General features: G+C 44.9%; 15 protein-coding genes. 12 read left to right on the top strand and 3 right to left on the bottom strand.

Annotation, left to right across the window (positions count from 1 at the left end; genetic code table 11):
* Positions 1 to 53: 53 nt before the first annotated feature.
* The 5 genes from ruvB (at position 54) to yajC (ending at position 5975) form a co-directional block, all read left to right on the top strand.
* Positions 54 to 1064: a Holliday junction branch migration DNA helicase RuvB gene (gene ruvB, locus V6W81_RS22665; RefSeq protein ID WP_056701201.1), complete on the top strand. Its 1011-nt coding sequence runs from the start codon at positions 54 to 56 to the stop codon at positions 1062 to 1064.
* Between the two features lie 144 nt (positions 1065 to 1208).
* Complete coding sequence (locus V6W81_RS22660; protein ID WP_430701376.1) at positions 1209 to 3275, top strand: SpoIID/LytB domain-containing protein; 2067 nt, start codon at positions 1209 to 1211, stop codon at positions 3273 to 3275.
* A 7-nt stretch (positions 3276 to 3282) separates the two neighbouring features.
* Positions 3283 to 4311, top strand: a complete 1029-nt coding sequence (gene queA, locus V6W81_RS22655; protein ID WP_056701203.1) for a tRNA preQ1(34) S-adenosylmethionine ribosyltransferase-isomerase QueA — start codon at positions 3283 to 3285, stop codon at positions 4309 to 4311.
* 145 nt (positions 4312 to 4456) lie between these two features.
* Positions 4457 to 5593, top strand: coding sequence for a tRNA guanosine(34) transglycosylase Tgt (gene tgt, locus V6W81_RS22650; protein WP_056701206.1), 1137 nt, complete (start codon positions 4457 to 4459; stop codon positions 5591 to 5593).
* Positions 5594 to 5660: 67 nt separating this feature from the next.
* A complete protein-coding gene (yajC, locus tag V6W81_RS22645; protein WP_145046991.1) occupies positions 5661 to 5975 on the top strand; it encodes a preprotein translocase subunit YajC in 315 nt (104 codons plus the stop codon).
* Between the two features lie 160 nt (positions 5976 to 6135).
* Here the strand turns inward: yajC and V6W81_RS22640 are convergent, their stop codons facing one another.
* Positions 6136 to 6528: a TIGR04086 family membrane protein gene (locus V6W81_RS22640; protein WP_338540461.1), complete on the bottom strand. Its 393-nt coding sequence runs from the start codon at positions 6526 to 6528 to the stop codon at positions 6136 to 6138.
* A 226-nt stretch (positions 6529 to 6754) separates the two neighbouring features.
* Between V6W81_RS22640 and V6W81_RS22635 the strand changes: the two genes are divergently transcribed.
* The gene (locus tag V6W81_RS22635) at positions 6755 to 7471 is read left to right on the top strand and encodes a YetF domain-containing protein (RefSeq protein WP_430701374.1); all 717 of its coding nucleotides are present in this window, start codon (positions 6755 to 6757) and stop codon (positions 7469 to 7471) included.
* Between the two features lie 8 nt (positions 7472 to 7479).
* Here V6W81_RS22635 and spoVB read toward each other — a convergent pair whose 3' ends face one another.
* Positions 7480 to 9093, bottom strand: coding sequence for a stage V sporulation protein B (spoVB, locus tag V6W81_RS22630; RefSeq protein ID WP_145046989.1), 1614 nt, complete (start codon positions 9091 to 9093; stop codon positions 7480 to 7482).
* A 227-nt stretch (positions 9094 to 9320) separates the two neighbouring features.
* On the opposite strand from spoVB, the gene V6W81_RS22625 reads away from it, so the two are divergent.
* From V6W81_RS22625 to V6W81_RS22600, 6 genes are all read left to right on the top strand, one after another.
* Positions 9321 to 9560, top strand: a complete 240-nt coding sequence (locus V6W81_RS22625; RefSeq protein ID WP_056701711.1) for a post-transcriptional regulator — start codon at positions 9321 to 9323, stop codon at positions 9558 to 9560.
* Between the two features lie 90 nt (positions 9561 to 9650).
* Positions 9651 to 10901 (top strand): protein translocase subunit SecD, encoded by a 1251-nt coding sequence (gene secD / locus V6W81_RS22620; RefSeq protein WP_145046987.1) that lies wholly within the window; start codon positions 9651 to 9653, stop codon positions 10899 to 10901.
* Entirely contained in the window at positions 10891 to 11799 is a 909-nt protein-coding gene (secF, locus tag V6W81_RS22615; RefSeq protein ID WP_145046985.1) for a protein translocase subunit SecF, read from the top strand. The genes secD and secF overlap by 11 nt, the downstream gene beginning before the upstream one ends.
* A gap of 73 nt (positions 11800 to 11872) precedes the next feature.
* Positions 11873 to 12847, top strand: a complete 975-nt coding sequence (locus V6W81_RS22610; protein WP_338540459.1) for a cation diffusion facilitator family transporter — start codon at positions 11873 to 11875, stop codon at positions 12845 to 12847.
* Between the two features lie 40 nt (positions 12848 to 12887).
* Positions 12888 to 15296: a single-stranded-DNA-specific exonuclease RecJ gene (gene recJ / locus V6W81_RS22605; RefSeq protein ID WP_338540458.1), complete on the top strand. Its 2409-nt coding sequence runs from the start codon at positions 12888 to 12890 to the stop codon at positions 15294 to 15296.
* Positions 15297 to 15333: 37 nt separating this feature from the next.
* A complete protein-coding gene (locus tag V6W81_RS22600) occupies positions 15334 to 15846 on the top strand; it encodes an adenine phosphoribosyltransferase (protein WP_056701222.1) in 513 nt (170 codons plus the stop codon).
* 204 nt (positions 15847 to 16050) lie between these two features.
* Here V6W81_RS22600 and uraA read toward each other — a convergent pair whose 3' ends face one another.
* The gene (gene uraA / locus V6W81_RS22595; protein ID WP_338540457.1) at positions 16051 to 17367 is read right to left on the bottom strand and encodes a uracil permease; all 1317 of its coding nucleotides are present in this window, start codon (positions 17365 to 17367) and stop codon (positions 16051 to 16053) included.
* Between the last annotated feature and the right edge of the window lie 299 nt (positions 17368 to 17666).

The following is a 17666-nucleotide window of genomic DNA, read 5'->3' as shown; positions in this document are numbered from 1 at the left end:
AACTTTACCAACATGATAGCACAGTGGTTCGTACTATAAAGGTAGGGATGAACATGGATGAGCGTATTATTTCCGCTAACCTGATGATGGATGATCAAGCTGTTGAGCTGAGTCTTCGTCCCCGGTATCTGAATGAATATATCGGACAAAATCAGGTGAAGGAAAATTTAAAAGTATATATTGAAGCAGCCAAAATGCGTAATGAGGCATTGGATCATGTTTTATTGTACGGTCCACCAGGATTAGGTAAAACAACACTTGCCAACATCGTCGCTAATGAATTGGGCGTTAATCTGCGTACCACTTCAGGGCCTGCAATTGAGCGACCAGGAGATCTAGCAGCATTGCTGACTAATCTTCAAGAGGGTGATGTGTTATTCATTGACGAGATTCATCGCCTGCATCGTACTGTTGAAGAAGTGATGTACCCTGCGATGGAAGACTCTGCATTGGATATTATGATCGGTAAAGGCCCTAGCGCGCGATCTGTGCGTCTGGATCTGCCACCATTCACTCTCATTGGAGCTACAACACGCGCTGGTTTGCTGTCTGCGCCTCTGCGTGATCGTTTTGGTGTCATTAGCCGTCTGGAGTTTTATACGGTTGATGAGCTAGCCTACATTGTCTCTCGCTCTACAGAAATTCTTGGGGTTGAGATTGTTGGAGACGCTGCAGAAGAGATTGCCCTCCGTTCCCGTGGAACGCCGAGGATTGCCAATCGTTTATTGAAGCGAGTTCGAGACTTCGCTCAGGTACGAGGCGATGGAGTCATTACACAGGCATTAGCAGAAGAAGCACTTAAACGTCTACAGATTGATCCAAGAGGATTGGATGAGATCGACCACAAGATGCTTAAGTCCATGATCAATAGCTTCCGGGGAGGCCCGGTTGGTCTAGATACCATTGCAGCTACGATTGGTGAAGAGAGCCAAACCATTGAGGATGTTTATGAGCCTTATTTATTGCAGATCGGTATGATTCAACGTACACCAAGAGGTCGAATTGTTACAGATATGGCTTATCATCATTTAGGTTTGCCGATTCCGCCGCGAGATGGAAAGTAACAAGTGGTGTATTGGGCAGTGGGAAGGACGTTTTTCTATTACATGAAACAGTTCTAAATACAAAATGAAGTTTGAAATTCATAGATGTATCTACACAAGGAAAGAGCGGAGAGGAGACTGATTGTGGGGAAAGCAATACAAAATATGAAATGGAGTCGCCGATTAAAGGTTTTGGCTGCGACTGTATTGATGGCAGGATGTCTGCAGGTACCCGCTTATGCAGCAGAAAATGATGAACAGCTGATTCGGGTTGCGATGTTTGCGAATCTGGGAAGCACATACAAATCAACCACACCATTAATCACACTTGAATCAAATGCAAGTTGGACCATTGGATCTGGGACGGGTGCTAATGTAAGTCTTCCAGCGGGGCAGATTCGATTCAGCGCAGATGGTTTTCGTGTGAAGGTGTTGGAGACAGCAGATTTCAAAACAGCGGCGGCAGCAGCCAAGCTATTGCAACCAACCAGCGATAAGCCGTTACTCTTCAGCTCAAGCGTGAGCGGCAAAACGGTGTATCAGCTCTATACCGGAAACTATGCTACAGATACACTCGCTGGACAAGCCGTTGCTCGAGTTCAGAAGGTAGCTGCAGCTCAATTGGGTGGGCAGAAACCAGTCGTAACGGGAAACAAGCATTTATCTACTGGAAATTATAGCTCCTTACAAGAAGCACAAGCGGCTCAAGCTTCTCTCTCAGCATCAGGCGTCATTTCCTATACTGTACTGTCACTGGATGCTGGTAGTTCGGGCTACAGCGTATGGGTTGGTGAAGCTGTGACAGATGCAGAGCTTACTGCTGTAAGAAAGGCGGTAGAGACACAAGTGGGTGGCGCAAGCCTATCTCCTGTAACTAATAACAGCTCCGCTCTAATCATTCGGCAGGATGCGGGGTTAAGTCTGGACACGCCTAAGACTGCAGCACACTACACGATTGCCGGTACGGAAGCCAAAGCTTGGGTGCAGGGAGATGGAAATGGCATTAAAGTACTGGAACGTTCCCAGCGAACATATCGCGGAGATATGGAACTCAGTATCGTTAATGGTGACTTGGCTTTAGTGAATGTCGTTCCACTGGAACAATATTTGTACTCCGTAGTTGGAGCAGAGGTGTATTCCTCCTGGCCTGCAGAGGCTCTAAAAGTACAAGCAGTTGCTGCTCGCTCCTATGCTCTCCAACAGGGCACTCGCTTCCAGATTGCCAATGTTGTGGATACAACACTAAGTCAAGCCTATAACGGCATTGATTCGGAGAATGATAAAGTAACCAGTGCAGTGGATGCTACCGCAGGAGAAGTTGTCAAAAGTGGTGGTAAAATTGTAGAGGCTGTATTCTCATCCAATGCAGGTGGACAAACGGCACATCCCTCCGAGGTTTGGAACGGGGGAGCAGGGGTCTTCACCAATGTGGATAGTTCTGGAGATACATCAGCACAGGCTGGATTGCATACGTGGTATCATGTACTGCTTAACTCAGGCATCAGTGGATATATCCGTGAGGACAACGTGAAGGAGTTAAGCTCCAAAACGGATGCGGGTCTTTCCAAGGTCACTGTCACTGCACAGAATACGAATGTACGTGCCATCCCATTAATCCAATCTACCGTTGAGCCGGTAGCCAAAATGAATCCAGGGAACGAAGCTGTTGTTTTGGCAAAAGTAGCACAATCCAATGATTATGCTTGGGTGAGAGGACCATTTACCTCTGCTCAATTAGTCAAAACGTTACAAGGTAAAACAACGACGACTGTTCCCTCATCTATCTCAACATTAGAAGTCACGAAGCGTGGACCTTCTGGTCGAGCACTTGAAGTAAGTGCCAATGGACAAGCGCTGACTGTTAAATATGCAGATACGTACCGCTCGGCGCTGGGTGGATTGCCCAGTACTTTATTTGATATTGCGGGTACTGGAAGTTATACTGTATTAGGCGCTGACGGGAATACAGCGAGTAAAACAGGGTCTCAAGGAGAAGCTGTATTATCTGCCTCAGGTACAGGAACTTCATCTGGTAATGCCCTTGTCGTCATGAGCGGTGATGGTCAGGCGAGAGCCATAACTCAAGGACAAAACTTTATGTTCATCGGCCAAGGAAATGGTCACGGATTAGGTTTGTCACAATGGGGAGCCAAAGGCATGGCAGATGAAGGGTATGATTACCAGGAAATATTGAAACACTATTACCAAAATGCGACTATTGTTAAGGAATGAATTGAACATGAATGTGAACTTATATGATTTTGAATTACCGGAACAGCTTATCGCACAGACGCCGTTGCTTGATCGGACAGCGTCTCGCTTGCTTACCTTGAATAAGGAGAGCGGTGAAGTCAACCATAATACGTTTCCGGATATTATTAACTTTCTACAGCCTGGTGACACACTTGTACTTAATGATACGCGAGTGTTGCCAGCTCGTTTGTTTGGAACAAAAGAGGACACAGGAGCCAAAGCGGAAGTGTTACTTCTCAAAAACGTGGAAGGTGATCGCTGGGAAGCACTGGTTAAGCCAGGCAAAAAGTTGAAAGCCGGTTCTGTTATCGTTTTTGGTGATGAACTGAAAGCCGTGATTGACGAAGAAGGCGAAATGGGCGCGCGTATGCTTACATTTTCGTATGAGGGGATCTTTCAGGAGATTCTAGATCGTCTCGGTGAAATGCCGTTGCCTCCGTATATTAAGGAAACACTGGATGATCGTGAACGCTATCAGACGGTATATGCGAAGCATGAAGGGTCTGCAGCCGCACCAACAGCTGGACTGCATTTTACGGATGAGTTGCTTGATCAGATTCGAGCAAAAGGTGTTAATGTAACCTTCATTACGCTTCACGTTGGGCTGGGCACATTCCGTCCTATGTCCGTAGATGTAGTAGAGGATCATGTTATGCATGAAGAGTATTACTCTATGTCACAGGAGACGGCCGATCTGATTAATGAAACGAAGCAACGTGGGAATCGTGTTTTTGCTGTAGGCACGACAAGCTGTCGAACACTTGAAACGGTAGGCAGTAAATTTGAGCAAGGACTTCTGCAGGAGAGCAGCGGCTGGACTAAAATTTTCATTTATCCTGGGTATACCTTCAAGGTCATTGATGGGATGCTGACGAATTTCCATCTTCCGAAATCTACATTAGTCATGCTGGTAAGTGCGCTTGCAGGCAGAGAACACATTATGCATGCCTATGAGGAAGCTATTGCTCAAGAGTATAGATTTTTCAGCTTTGGCGATGCGATGTTGATCTATTAATGTTGAACTAGGCAAAGAATGATTGGTGTGGGTTCAACTCGTTTTTACACAAGAACAGATGCTTAGTAAGAACGCTTGGTGTTGAACCTACAGAGATTCACGAGTATAGGTCTAACGATTAACTTTTAGAGGATGATTAAAACCAATGGCAGCAATTACGTACGAACATATTAAAACTTGTAAACAATCTGGTGCCCGATTAGGACGTGTACATACACCTCACGGAATCATTGAGACACCAACGTTTATGCCGGTAGGAACGCAAGCGACCGTTAAAACGATGAGCCCTGAAGAGTTGAAGGAAATGGATGCGCAGATTATTCTGAGTAATACGTATCATCTGTTCCTTAGACCTGGACATGAGATTATTCGCCAAGCTGGTGGATTGCACAAATTCATGAATTGGGATCGTCCAATTTTGACCGATAGTGGTGGATTTCAAGTATTCTCTCTCAGTGAAATGCGTAAAATCACAGAGGAAGGCGTGAATTTCCGCTCACATCTGAATGGAGACAAAAAGTTCTTGTCCCCTGAAGTTGCCATGGAAATACAGAACGCACTGGGTTCCGATATTATGATGGCATTTGATGAATGCCCACCGTACCCGGCAGAATATGAATATGTGAAAAAATCCCTTGAACGCACAAGCCGCTGGGCTGAGCGTTGCTTAGAAAGTCATGCACGTCCACATGACCAAGGTTTGTTCGCTATCGTGCAGGGCGGAATGCATGAGGACCTGCGCCGCCAAAGCGCGGCAGATTTGACTTCCATGGATTTCCCGGGGTATGCTATTGGTGGACTGAGTGTTGGAGAACCGAAACATTTAATGTATGGCGTGTTGGATTATACGGTGCCTTTGTTGCCGTCCAACAAACCACGTTATTTAATGGGGGTAGGTTCACCCGATGCATTGATTGAGGGATCGATTCGTGGAGTAGACATGTTCGATTGCGTACTTCCAACGCGAATTGCCCGTAACGGAACAACAATGACTAGCCAAGGACGGCTTGTAGTTCGAAACGCCAAGTTCGCAACTGATTTTGGGCCACTTGACCCTGAATGTGATTGCTACACTTGTCGTAACTATTCCAGAGCCTATTTGCGTCATTTAATCAAGGCGGATGAAACGTTTGGCTTGCGTCTGACGACCATCCATAATCTTCATTTCTTGCAGAATTTGATGCGCAACGTGCGCAAAGCCATTATGGAAGATCGTCTGCTTGATTTCCGGGATGAATTTTTCGATCAATATGGTCTTCATGACAATGACAAAGGTTTCTAAGAGGTTTGTTGCGGAACCGAAGGAACAAGCATTATTTTGTACGTATAGTCGATAAGGGGGAGTTTACATGTTTCAAGGAATGTTTGCAGCAACTACGCCTAATGCAGGCGGAGGTATCGTATCTTTGATTGTACCTTTGGTACTTATGGTTGCGATTTTCTACTTCTTGATGATTCGTCCACAGAACAAGAAGCAAAAACAGCGTAATGCGATGCTTAGCCAATTGAAAAAAGGCGATAAAATCGTTACTATCGGTGGTCTCCATGGTACAATCGCTGAAATTACAGAAGACGTGGTTGTTCTGCGCGTAAACGATGTAACGAAGCTTACTTTCGATCGTAATGCGATCAGCAGTGCAGTCAGTCGTGAAACTGCTGAATAATTATAAATGAGCGAGAATTTAGAGAAATAGAGTTCGCTCACAATAGTTAGTTCCGTCTGTTATTACAGAACCGAAGCTCTTATACAGGGCTCCGGTTCTTTTTTATTTTATAGTCTGTCCAGGAACTCATATGCCATGTATCAAGCACACGCGTTGACTGTTAGTTTCGCTGTGTGTTTACTCCGAAAATTCCACCCAGAGCAGAGATCAGAAATGCACTTGCGAGTTGCAGGCTATCCTTCCAGTTGAACGAAGCATCCAATGCCAGGAATCCAATGATCAATACGATGATTCCATAAACGATACCGGTTAGTCCTCCGTGGTACCATCCCTTTTCACCGGATCTTTTGCCAGCCACAAATCCACCAATGAGTAGCGACAGCGCATGAACAACGTAAGTATACAGGGAAAGATCCTGCTCCCGCATTCCAGTCATCCAGAGAAATAAGGAAAGAATCAGTGCTCCTAATAACATCCAAATAAAGGCATGACAGAGACCTGACAAAATCGGGTTGGACATTCGAAACGAGATCACTCGGCGAATCAGCTGCATGAAGCATCCCCCTTGTACAAGTTTGAAATTAATACAGTGTATGGTCAAGCCTTCAGACTTATGAACTGAATTTTCCATTAAATGAATTGATGTGATCTGCATGAGCATGTCAGCTTCGGGTCAAAATAGGGATTACGCTACAGGTGCCTATGGATAACTCAAACAAAGGAGGAACCTTGTCGTGAACTTCTCAGATATCGGAGCACATGTTTTTCGAACGATCCTCATGTATTTCATTGTCTATGGCGCGATCCGAGTGATGGGGAAAAGGGAAATTGGAAAGCTGTCCATGTTTGACCTGGTCGTGTCCATTATGCTTGCAGAGATTGCGGCCTTTGTCATTGAGGATATGGAAAAACCTTTATCTCACGGAATTGTGCCTATGCTAACTGTACTTATAATGCAGATTGGTATGGCATTTGTCAGTCTCAAAAGTCGTAGACTCCGCCTAATGATTGATGGCAAACCAACAGTTCTCATCTCCAAAGGAACCTTGCATCGGGATGAGATGCGTAAGCAGCGATATAACTTAGATGACCTGTTACTTCAACTACGTGAGCAGAATATAGACAGCATTGGTGATGTCGAGTTTGCGATTCTGGAGACGACAGGTAAATTAACTGTTTTCCCGAGTAATCAAAGCAACCAAAGTAATTCAGGTGGAAATGGAACATCAAACAACAGAGGCAGTGCACATACAAAACAAAAAGCCAGGCAAGATCGAGTGGATGGGTTTCAAAATATTAAATACGAAGGTCTGCCCTTACCACTAATCATGGATGGAAAAGTTCAGGATCAAAATCTGGAGCTGATTCAAAAGACAAGATTCTGGCTTAAAAATCAGATTCAGCAAAAAGGCATCCTTGATTTCAAGGAAGTATTTATCTGTTCAATTGATCACAATGGCAAAGTTTTTGTTAGCCTGAAGGATGATTCCAAATAAGACGTTGCTTATTTACGTGATCTGCGTTCAAACCACGAACCGATGATAGGTGCACGGGACAAATCATGAAAATCAATCATACGTGTCAAACCCATTACGATTAAATAGACGATCAGCCCAATGGTGGGAGCAAGAATCATTCTTGCCCATAGTGGCAGAATAACGACAGTATGCTCATAAACAAGAAGAGTGGCTGCGCCCATAATGAACATGCCTGTGCCTGTCTTAACCCAGTCCATGACCTTAAAACGAAATTGAAGCAAAGTACGAACACTTCGTGCGTGTAATAGAGTTACGATAGTGGAGTTAGCACATATAGCAATAATTGCGCCAAAGATGCCGTATTCAGGACGTGAAGCGAGCAGTAGGATCAATGTAATTTTGATAACAGCACCGATAAACGTATTAAGCAATGCTTTTCCCGGACGATCAAGTGCCTGTAGTGCGGCCTGCAGAGGAGCCTGAATGTAAATGAAGAGAGCAAAAGGAGCCATAAGTTTCAGCATGCTTCCAATCGATGCATCATTATAGAGAATAAGACACATCGGTTCGGCAAGCACATACATAAAAACAGAAAAAGGAGCACCTGTAACGAGTGCAAGCCTTAAAGCTTGATGCATTCGTTTATGAATCAAGGCTCGATCCCCCTGCGCAGATGCTTCAGACAATGAAGGGACGAGAGAGGTTGCCAGTGATGAGGTAAGTGCCCCTGGAAGTAATAATAATGGAATAATCATGCCTTGTAGTGCTCCGTACTGGGCGGTAGCCAATCCTCGTGAAATCCCTGCAATGGCCAAGCTTTGTGCTGTTACGATAGTTTCGGCAAGATAGGATAAGGAGCCAACCAAGCGTCCTGCCGTAACAGGTACAGAGATGGCTAACAAACGGCGAATAAGGCTGTGCTGTGAATGATTGGGCTGAGTAACTGAACCGAGACTGTTTTTTGCTTGAGGCAAGACTGACGATGGAGTGTAAAGAGGCTCGGTATCGTTTTTTTGCCTATGATAATTCCATAGCAGTACAAGCATGCCAATGAATTCACCGACCAGAGCACCTAGCATTGCACCAGCGGCAGCCTGAGCAATACCTTGTGGAAGCAGCAACCAAGCAAACCAAATGACGCAAATAATACGTACAATCGTTTCAACAATAGAGGAAGCTGCCGTAGGAATCATATTTTGCTTACCTTGAAAGTAACCTCTGTAAACAGCCGACACAGCGATAATTGCAATCATGGGGCTCATGCTAACAAAGGTGTGGTATACTCGCTCATCTGTAAGAACATAACGGGTGACCCAAGGGGCAAAGATAATACACAGAAACATAAAAATCACACCAAGCGTCAACGTAAAGGCTAAGCTGATCTGCAGGATCCGTTGAGGCGAAAAACGATTCGCACCTGTGTCTGCTTCAGCTACGAGTTTGGCGACGGCGAGTGGTATGCCGCCTGTAATCAGGGTTACGAGCACGATGAAGAAGGGGTAACTTAATTGGTAGATTCCGACGCCTTCTGCTCCGATAACTCGTGGTAATGCGATGCGTGGGATGAATCCGAGAATACGATTAATAATGCCTGCGGCGAGCAGGATCATAGCTCCTTGGATAAATGTCTGCTTCTTCAAGACTACCCCTCTTTCCCGAATGAAAGTAACAGGTTTCGTTAACGGGACCAAGCCGTTGTTCTTCATCCTATGCCAGTCCATCATCTTCTCATGACAAATTGATCACGATTAACAAAAAGATCCATCGACAGCAAGAAGGAATATGACTAGGGGAAGTCGAATGATGTAATATTGATGCCGCATAAAGGCTTGTGTGTGGGAAGGGAGGCTAATCCCCGTTGGAGGAAATGAACGATATGGAGATGGAACAATCCATTGAGATGCTCTGCTGCAGCAAGGCGGAAGAGTTTAGGCTTGTAGGTTATGAATATGTGACCAGCAAAGATGTCTGGAATTGCGTCAGTCATAAATATGAAAAGCAGGGCATTCCACCGCTTCACCAGCTGGTGAACGACATTTTGTCACTGAAAGCAACAAGCTTTATGAACTTTATGACCGTGTCTGCATACCGGGGATCCTCTTTCTAGCGAAAGGGATCTTTTTTGTTGAAAATTGACTGCTTTTTACGGCATCGCTATAATAGGAATATTGAGAACGAAAGGGGATCTAGGAACGGCATGAAAAGAATTATCAGTTTCATTCTGGTCGTGCTTGTCACCACAGGGGTTATGGTGGGAACAAGCCCGGAGCTGCTCAAAAATATACGCTTGGGCCTTGATTTAAAGGGAGGCTACGAGATCTTATATGAAGCGGAGCCGCTTGATGGGGGACAACAAGTCACCAAAGCATCTTTGGTGCAAACGGCCAAGAGTCTAGAAAGCCGTGCCAATGCGCTCGGAACAAGCGAACCGGAGGTAACCACTGAAGGAACTAACCGGATTCGATTGAAGTTGGCTGGGGTAACGGATGAGGCTGAGGTTAGAGCCAAAATGAAAGAACCTGCCGTCTTGACCTTCCGCAGTAAAGCTGAGAATGACAAGGAAGGCGAGTACACCAAGATCGAGCTTCGTGGTAATGAATTTGTGGAGAATGCAGCCAAAGTTGTCTTCACTTCATTGAATGAGCCGATGATCGACATTCAAGTGAAAGACAAAGCTAAATTTTCTGAGATCACCAAACGTTTGCTTGGACAACCTCTCGCCATTTATTTGGATGATGAGCTGCTGTCTGCGCCAACCGTTAGACAACAACTAACAGATGGCTCTGCCCAAATCTCAGGTTCTTATACGCGCGAAGAAGCAAATCAGCTTCGTGATACTATTAACCTTGGTGCGCTTCCGCTGAAACTGACAGAGAAGTATTCACAGAGTGTTGGTGCAACGCTGGGGAAATTGTCATTGGATCAGACGGTCAAAGCAGGTTTGATTGGGTCTGTTCTCATTCTCGTATTTATGATTGGGATCTACCGTATTCCAGGGATCATTGCGAGCTTTGCGTTGATTACACATACGTGGCTGGTGCTTGCTATTTTCTACCTAGGGGAGTTTGTCCTTACCCTTCCGGGTATTGCGGCATTCATTCTAGGTATAGGGATGGCGGTTGACGCCAATATCATCACGTACGAACGGATCAAAGAAGAAATGCGGAGTGGTAAGTCGATCTTGTCTTCAGTCAAAGCGGGTAGTAAGCATTCCTTCCGCACAATTATTGACTCTAACATCACTACGATCATTGCTGCTGCTGTTATGTTCTACTTTGGTACGGGTGCAGTTAAAGGCTTCGCACTTGTGTTGATTTTCGACATCGTCACAAGTATTATCACGAATATTTTCTTCTCCCGCTTCCTGTTAACCTTGCTCGTACGGGGTAACGTCTTGAAGAAGCCTAAGTACTTCGGAGTGAAGGAGAGTGAAATTCGTGCGCTTTAATTGGAATTATGATTATATCAAAGGCAGCAAATTCGCCTATATTTTCTCAATTATTCTAACCGTTGCTGGGATTGTTAGTATCCTTTCACTTGGTTTGAACTATGCGGTTGATTTCCGTGCTGGATCGAATGTTGATATTTCCGTATCCAAAGCAATTACAACAGAACAGATTAAACCTATCATTGCTGATCTTGGTGTTGATGAGGGTGATGTAACGATCACACCGGGTTCAGATCGGGTTAATGTTCGTTTTTCCAATGAGCTTGATGAAACGCAAGAGAGTACATTTAAGCAGGAATTCAGTAAACTGGATTCCACTGCCTCTTACGAAGTAAACACGGTAGACCCTGAAATGGCGAAGGAACTGGAACGTAATGCGATTTATGCCGTTCTCATCGCAAGTATCGGGATCATGATTTATGTAGCTATTCGTTTTGAATGGCGTTTCGGTTTGGCGGCAGTTATTGCTCTCTTCCACGATGCATTTGTTGTAATAAGTGTGTTCTCCATCTTCCGTCTGGAAGTGGATCTGACTTTTATTACCGCTGTATTGACGATTGTTGGTTTCTCGATCAACGATACGATCGTTATCTTTGACCGAATTCGGGAAAACTTACGTTTTGCCAAAAAGACAACCAAAGCAGATTTGCGTCAGGTCGTTAACAGTAGTTTGGCACAGACGATGACACGTTCCCTGAATACGACATTCACCGTATTTGCAGCTTCCATCTGTTTGTTCATTTTCGGTGGGGAGTCCATTCGGATGTTCTCGCTCGCTATGGTAATCGGAACGCTGTTCGGTGCGTATTCTTCCATCTTTATCGCTGCTCCACTATGGCTGACACTTAAAGGTAAACAAATTGATAAGCCAAAAACAGCGGCTAAAGCATCTAACTAAACATCTTATTGTGAAGCCGCGTCTACTAGGCGCGGCTTTGTAACTTTAGAGACAGAAACAAGGGGGAATTTCCATGGCCAGAGAACATATTCCAACGGTTCAGGCGGCAACGTGGAGTGGTATTGCTGGGAATATGACGCTTGCAGTAATTAAGGCTGTTGTCGGTTATTTAGCCAATAGCAAATCGTTACTCGCAGATGGTCTGTACTCTGCCTCAGAAGCTGCCTCTTCACTGGCGGGATTATTCCCTTCCCATTCTGTAAGGCACAAGAGCAAGGATACAGATCGAGTAGCTACACGGTCTAAGGAACATTCACGTGTAGCGAGACCAGGGATATCGGTTTTGCTGTCTGTTCTCATTCTTATGGGAGGATTACAGATTGCAATTTCAGCCTTAAGTAGCCTAATAGGCGATGCTCCAGTGACTTCTGATAAATATCAGCATGCACTTGTCGCAGCCTTTGCAGCCTTAGCGATCAAGGAAGCCATCTTCCAATTTCAATACAGGTATTTCCGAAAAAGAAATCAAGCACAAGCACTGACCTATGCTCAGCAGCATCGCCGGGCGCTTTACTGCTCACTTACGGTATTGGTTGGTATCATTGGTTCAATGATCGGGGAGATGTCAGGGTGGAGTATGCTTCTGTATATGGATCCAGCAGCGGCATTAATTGCATCTTGTTTCGTGTTTCATAAAGGTTATAGAATGATTGTAGACACAGTATATGGTTCTTTAGTGCAAGAACTGCAACAGGAAGAGGCTCTCGATTTCAAAGAGACTGTACAGCGAGTGTACGGCGTCATTACCATCGAACAATTGGTAGCCCGCGAACAGGAGCATGCCGTTACCATTGAACTCATTATTAGCGTTAATCCACGGATATCCGTTTTGGAGGCTCAGGAGATATCTAATCGAGCCAAAACGCTGCTCTTCACTCGCTTCAGCCATGTAAAGGAAGTACAGATTCAGGCAGTACCCTATGACCCTGGGTATCCTTATAAATCCAATCATGAACTGCCCGATCATGAAGCGACATTAATTCAGTAATGGAGCTCGGATCCCGTAGATCAAGAAAGGAGCGTTATTATTGCTTTATTCGCAATACCGGTGGAATACACCACATATTGATTTGGATGCGGCTGCGGGACTCTCGCAGGCGCTTTCCGTGTCATCTCTTGTTGGACGTTTGTTAGCTAGTCGCGGGGTTCATAATGAAATGGAGGCGGAACGGTTCTTACATCCAGATCTGAATCAGATGCATGATCCATATCTTCTGCTTGGTATGAAAGAAGCTGTACCGCGGATACGTCAGGCCATTGAGCGGGAAGAACATATTTTAATTTATGGAGATTATGACGCTGATGGTGTCTCCAGTACCTCACTCATGATCCATCTGATGCGCCATTTGGGGGCATCCTACGATATTTATATTCCTCATCGCTCCAACGAAGGTTATGGACTTCACAATCATGCATTAGATTGGGCTCATCAACAAGGTGTGACGCTGGTGATTACCGTCGATACTGGCATAAGTGCAGTAGAGCAGATTGCCTACGCGTCCACGCTAGGGATAGAAGTGATTGTCACGGATCACCATGAACCACCTGAGATACTTCCTGAGGCGTACACACTTATTAATCCGAAACTACCCGAATGTCCTTATCCATTTAAGGGGCTGGCGGGTGCAGGCGTAGCTCTGAAGCTGGCTCAGGCCCTCATTGGTGAAGTTCCAGGTGAATGGATGGAGATCGCAGCTATTGGTACCGTCGCTGACTTGATGCCGCTCGAAGGTGAGAATCGTGTTATTGTCAGTTATGGAATTGAATCTATGCGAGGCTCACGCTTACCTGGTGTAAGTGCTCTCCTTGAAATTAGTGGTGTGGATCAGAGTCAAGTAACGTCCATTAATATTGCATTTGCAATGGCGCCTCGTATTAATGCAAGTGGCCGTTTGGATCATGCAGGACGAGCGGTATCTCTTCTGACGACTGAAGATTTAGACGAAGCTCATACACTTGCAGGCCAATTAGACCTGCTTAACAGAGAGAGACAACAGGTTGTTGAGGGAATCCTTCAGGAAGCAACAGCTCAATTAGAACAGAAAATAGAGCTTCGCTCTGGTGCTGTTCCTGATGTGATCGTTCTTGCGGGAGAAGGGTGGAATGTTGGCGTTGTAGGTATCGTTGCATCCAAATTGCTGGAACGTTACTATCGGCCAACACTAATTCTGGGCATTGATCCTCAGAGTGGGGTTTGTAAAGGCTCTGCCCGTTCCATTGACGGATTGGATATCTATGAAGCATTAACGGCTTGCAAAGACTCCATGGATCATTACGGGGGACATCCAGCGGCGGCAGGTATGACACTCCATCGGGATCAGTTGGAAGAGCTGGAGCAAGGCTTGAACGAGTTTGCTGCGTCTGTTCTAACCGAGGAAGATTTTGTACCTCAGCGTCTTGCAGATGATGAATGTCGCATCAGTGATGTACCTCTACAAGTAATTCAAGAGATTGACAGACTGCAACCGTTCGGTATGAGCAATCCTTCTCCCCGTTTCGTATTTAGAAATGTTACGGTTAAAGAGACCCGAACGATGGGGCGAGAGAAACGCCATCTGAAACTCGTTCTGGAACAAGAAGGGCAACAGTTAGAGACCGTGGCCTTTGGCAAAGGAGCGCTAGCTGAATTTTTACCAGTGGGTTCCATCATTGACGTTATGGGCGAGCTGTCGATTAATGAATGGAATGGAATGCGCAAACCACAATTGATGCTCCAAGACATCCATGTGCCTCATGCACAAGTGTTTGACTTAAGAGGAAATGGTGAGCCGCTGAGTACAATGAAGCAGTTCCTGAGCACACTAGAAGTACATTTACGGTACAAATCTGGCTCGGTCGGTGCAATCGTTAAGAATGAAACGAATGTTTCTGAGGGAAATTCATTGTATGAACCGTGCCTTTGGGTATATGATAGAAAGGTCGGGTTGTTTCCGTGTAATGCTGCTGCGCAGCAATATGGACAGGAACAGATCCGGACGTTATTTGTGTTTGATACGCCGGAAACTCCGGAACAACTTGATGCTATGCTGGCTTTGTTCAGCGGAGCAGAGAATATCATCCTTCTGCACGGATCAGGCAACCGCCGAGATCGCCTTCAGATGCCTTCCAGAGAACTATTCAAGCGGATCTATATGCTGGTATCGAAATGGCGAGCTGAACCGGTGGAGGAAAAAGAGATTACTCCCGTACTCAGCCGTCAATGTGGCTGTTCTCCACGTATGATCACCATGATGCTTGATGTATTTGAGGAGTTATCCTTCATTACAAGAGATTCTGGAAAAATTGCGTTTGTGGATAACCCACCCAAACGTGAGCTAACCGCGTCACGTCATTATCAGGCGCTGGAAAGTATGGCCGAGACGGAGCAAGTGATGCTGGATGCATCTACGCCTCAGCTGACACAATGGATGATATCCCGGATGAAGGGCGTATCTTAGATGGAAGTTGTGCTATTTATTTTAGGAGGAGATTATTTTGGATTTTAAAGAGTATATTCGTGTCATTCCTGACTTTCCACAACCGGGAATCAGCTTCAAGGACATTACGACATTGTTGAAGGATGGAGAAATGTACCGCAATGCAATCAATGAGATCAAAACAATGGTTTCTGATCTGAAAATTGATGTGATTGCCGGACCTGAAGCACGTGGTTTCGTTGTGGGCGCCCCTCTGGCTTATGCTCTTGGTGTCGGTTTTGCTCCGATCCGTAAAAGCGGAAAATTGCCAGGAGAGACGATTGAAGTTGGATATGATCTCGAGTATGGCAAGGATACACTCGCTATGCATACAGATGCGATCGAAAAGGGACAAAATGTTCTGATTGCGGACGATCTGCTTGCAACGGGTGGAACGATTGCGACTTCCATCAATTTGATTGAACAATTGGGTGGTAAAGTTGTTGGTGCAGCCTTCCTGATTGAGCTTTCTGATCTGAATGGACGTGCCAAGTTGCCTGAAATTGATGTATTTACATTGATGAACTACTAAGATTTCAGCGTAGAGCTTGCTGTGATTGAACACGAATTGGCTCTCCCGTTTCCCGGGAAATAATATACAGCATTAACTATTATAAAGAAGCCTGTTCCCTCATTCCTTGATGGTGTGAGAGAACAGGCTTTTTGCTTTTGTTGAGTTTTATTATGGGTGAAGAGCTTTTTCGTTTTTAAGTATTATTTTGAACCGAATTATACATCAGTCTGGTGTTTTCTTTGTCAAAGGTTGATTCTCTGACTTATCGTTAGACAAGCCTAATACATCGAACAGTTTGAATAGCAAGCTCATCAAGATTCCAACAATTGTTGCAAGTGCCATACCTTTCAGGTGAATACCATAGAAACTTACTTCGGTTCCACTTAGTCCAACCACGAGCACGAGAGTAGTCAGAATCAAATTCGTAGGTTTGGCAAAATCAACTTTTTGTTCAACCAGAATACGTAATCCGGATGCGGCAATGACACCAAATAGAAGCAAGGAGACACCACCCATAACAGGAACAGGAATATTGGCAACTAGAGCCGAGAACGTTCCTGAGAAGGAAAGGATGATCGCGATGATGGCTGCGCCACCAATCACATAGATCGAGTACACTTTGGTTAAGGCCATAACGCCGATGTTCTCGCCATAGGTTGTATTTGGAGTAGATCCAACAAAACCGGATAAAATGGTGGAGACGCCGTTTCCAAGTAGGGAGCGATGCAAACCAGGGTCTTTGGACAAATCCTTACCTACAATACTGCTCGTTACAAGCAAGTGACCAATGTGTTCTACAATTACAACGAGAGCCACAGGTAGAATCGTTAGGATGACTGACCAATCAAACGTTGGTGTAGTGATCGTTGGTAGCGAGAAAAAGTCAGCATTGGTAATGTTGGCTTTTTCTACTTCCTTCATAAAATAACCAAGTACATAGCCGGTTACAATTCCGATCAAAATGTGAATGATTTTGGGGAATCCGCGGAACGTTACGGCACCTATAACAGTGACGCCTAAAGTGACCATCGACAGTATAATTGGTTTTACTTGCGGTACCCAATCAGGGTTCTTGATAGGATCTGAATTAATTAGCCCGGCCATTCCGGCAGCAACAGGAATGAGTTCCAAACCGATTAACGCTACAATGGCTCCCATAGCAGCTGGTGGGAATACAACATTAATCCATCCTGTTCCAGCATATTTAATGAGAAGAGCTACGAGGCAGAAGACAATACCTGTGATGATAAACGCCCCGAGTGCCATAGAATATCCATTCTCAGGATTAGCAAGCAAAACTGAATATACAGGGGAAATAAAAGCGAAGCTGGAACCGAGGTACGCAGGGATCTTTCCCTTACACATGAGTATGTACAGCAATGTACCAATACCGTTCATTAGCAAAATCATACTTGGATCGACACCGAAATAATTCGGTACAAGCACCGTACTTCCAAACATGGCGAACAAATGCTGAAGGCTTAGCAGCGAACCTGAGCCGAGCGGCATCTTTTGATTAACCTGAATTTCGCGTTGCACTGATTGTTCATCTCCTTTTCCGAAACACAAACTTTCAATAGATTACAGAGTTTCTCTTAATTAAGCAATAACATTTTGTGTAATAGCATGGGTTTGAGGTGTTTTTTTATACTTTATATTCTATTTCAGCTAGGATCGGGAATAATAATACAGAGGAATACCCATTTTTCTTCGATTAAACGGGACATTTACAAGAAGGGTCAGCATCGGAACAGAATACATATTTTCAGCTAAAAAAATGGAAAACTTACTCTTATTCGTCAGCAGTTGACGGGAAACGGGTGAAGCGTCATAATTAT

Source organism: Paenibacillus tundrae (assembly GCF_036884255.1).
In the GTDB taxonomy this organism is placed as follows: Bacteria; Bacillota; Bacilli; order Paenibacillales; family Paenibacillaceae; genus Paenibacillus.
The sequence above is the reverse complement of the archived record's forward strand: the minus strand, read 5'-3'. Positions and strand labels throughout refer to the sequence as shown.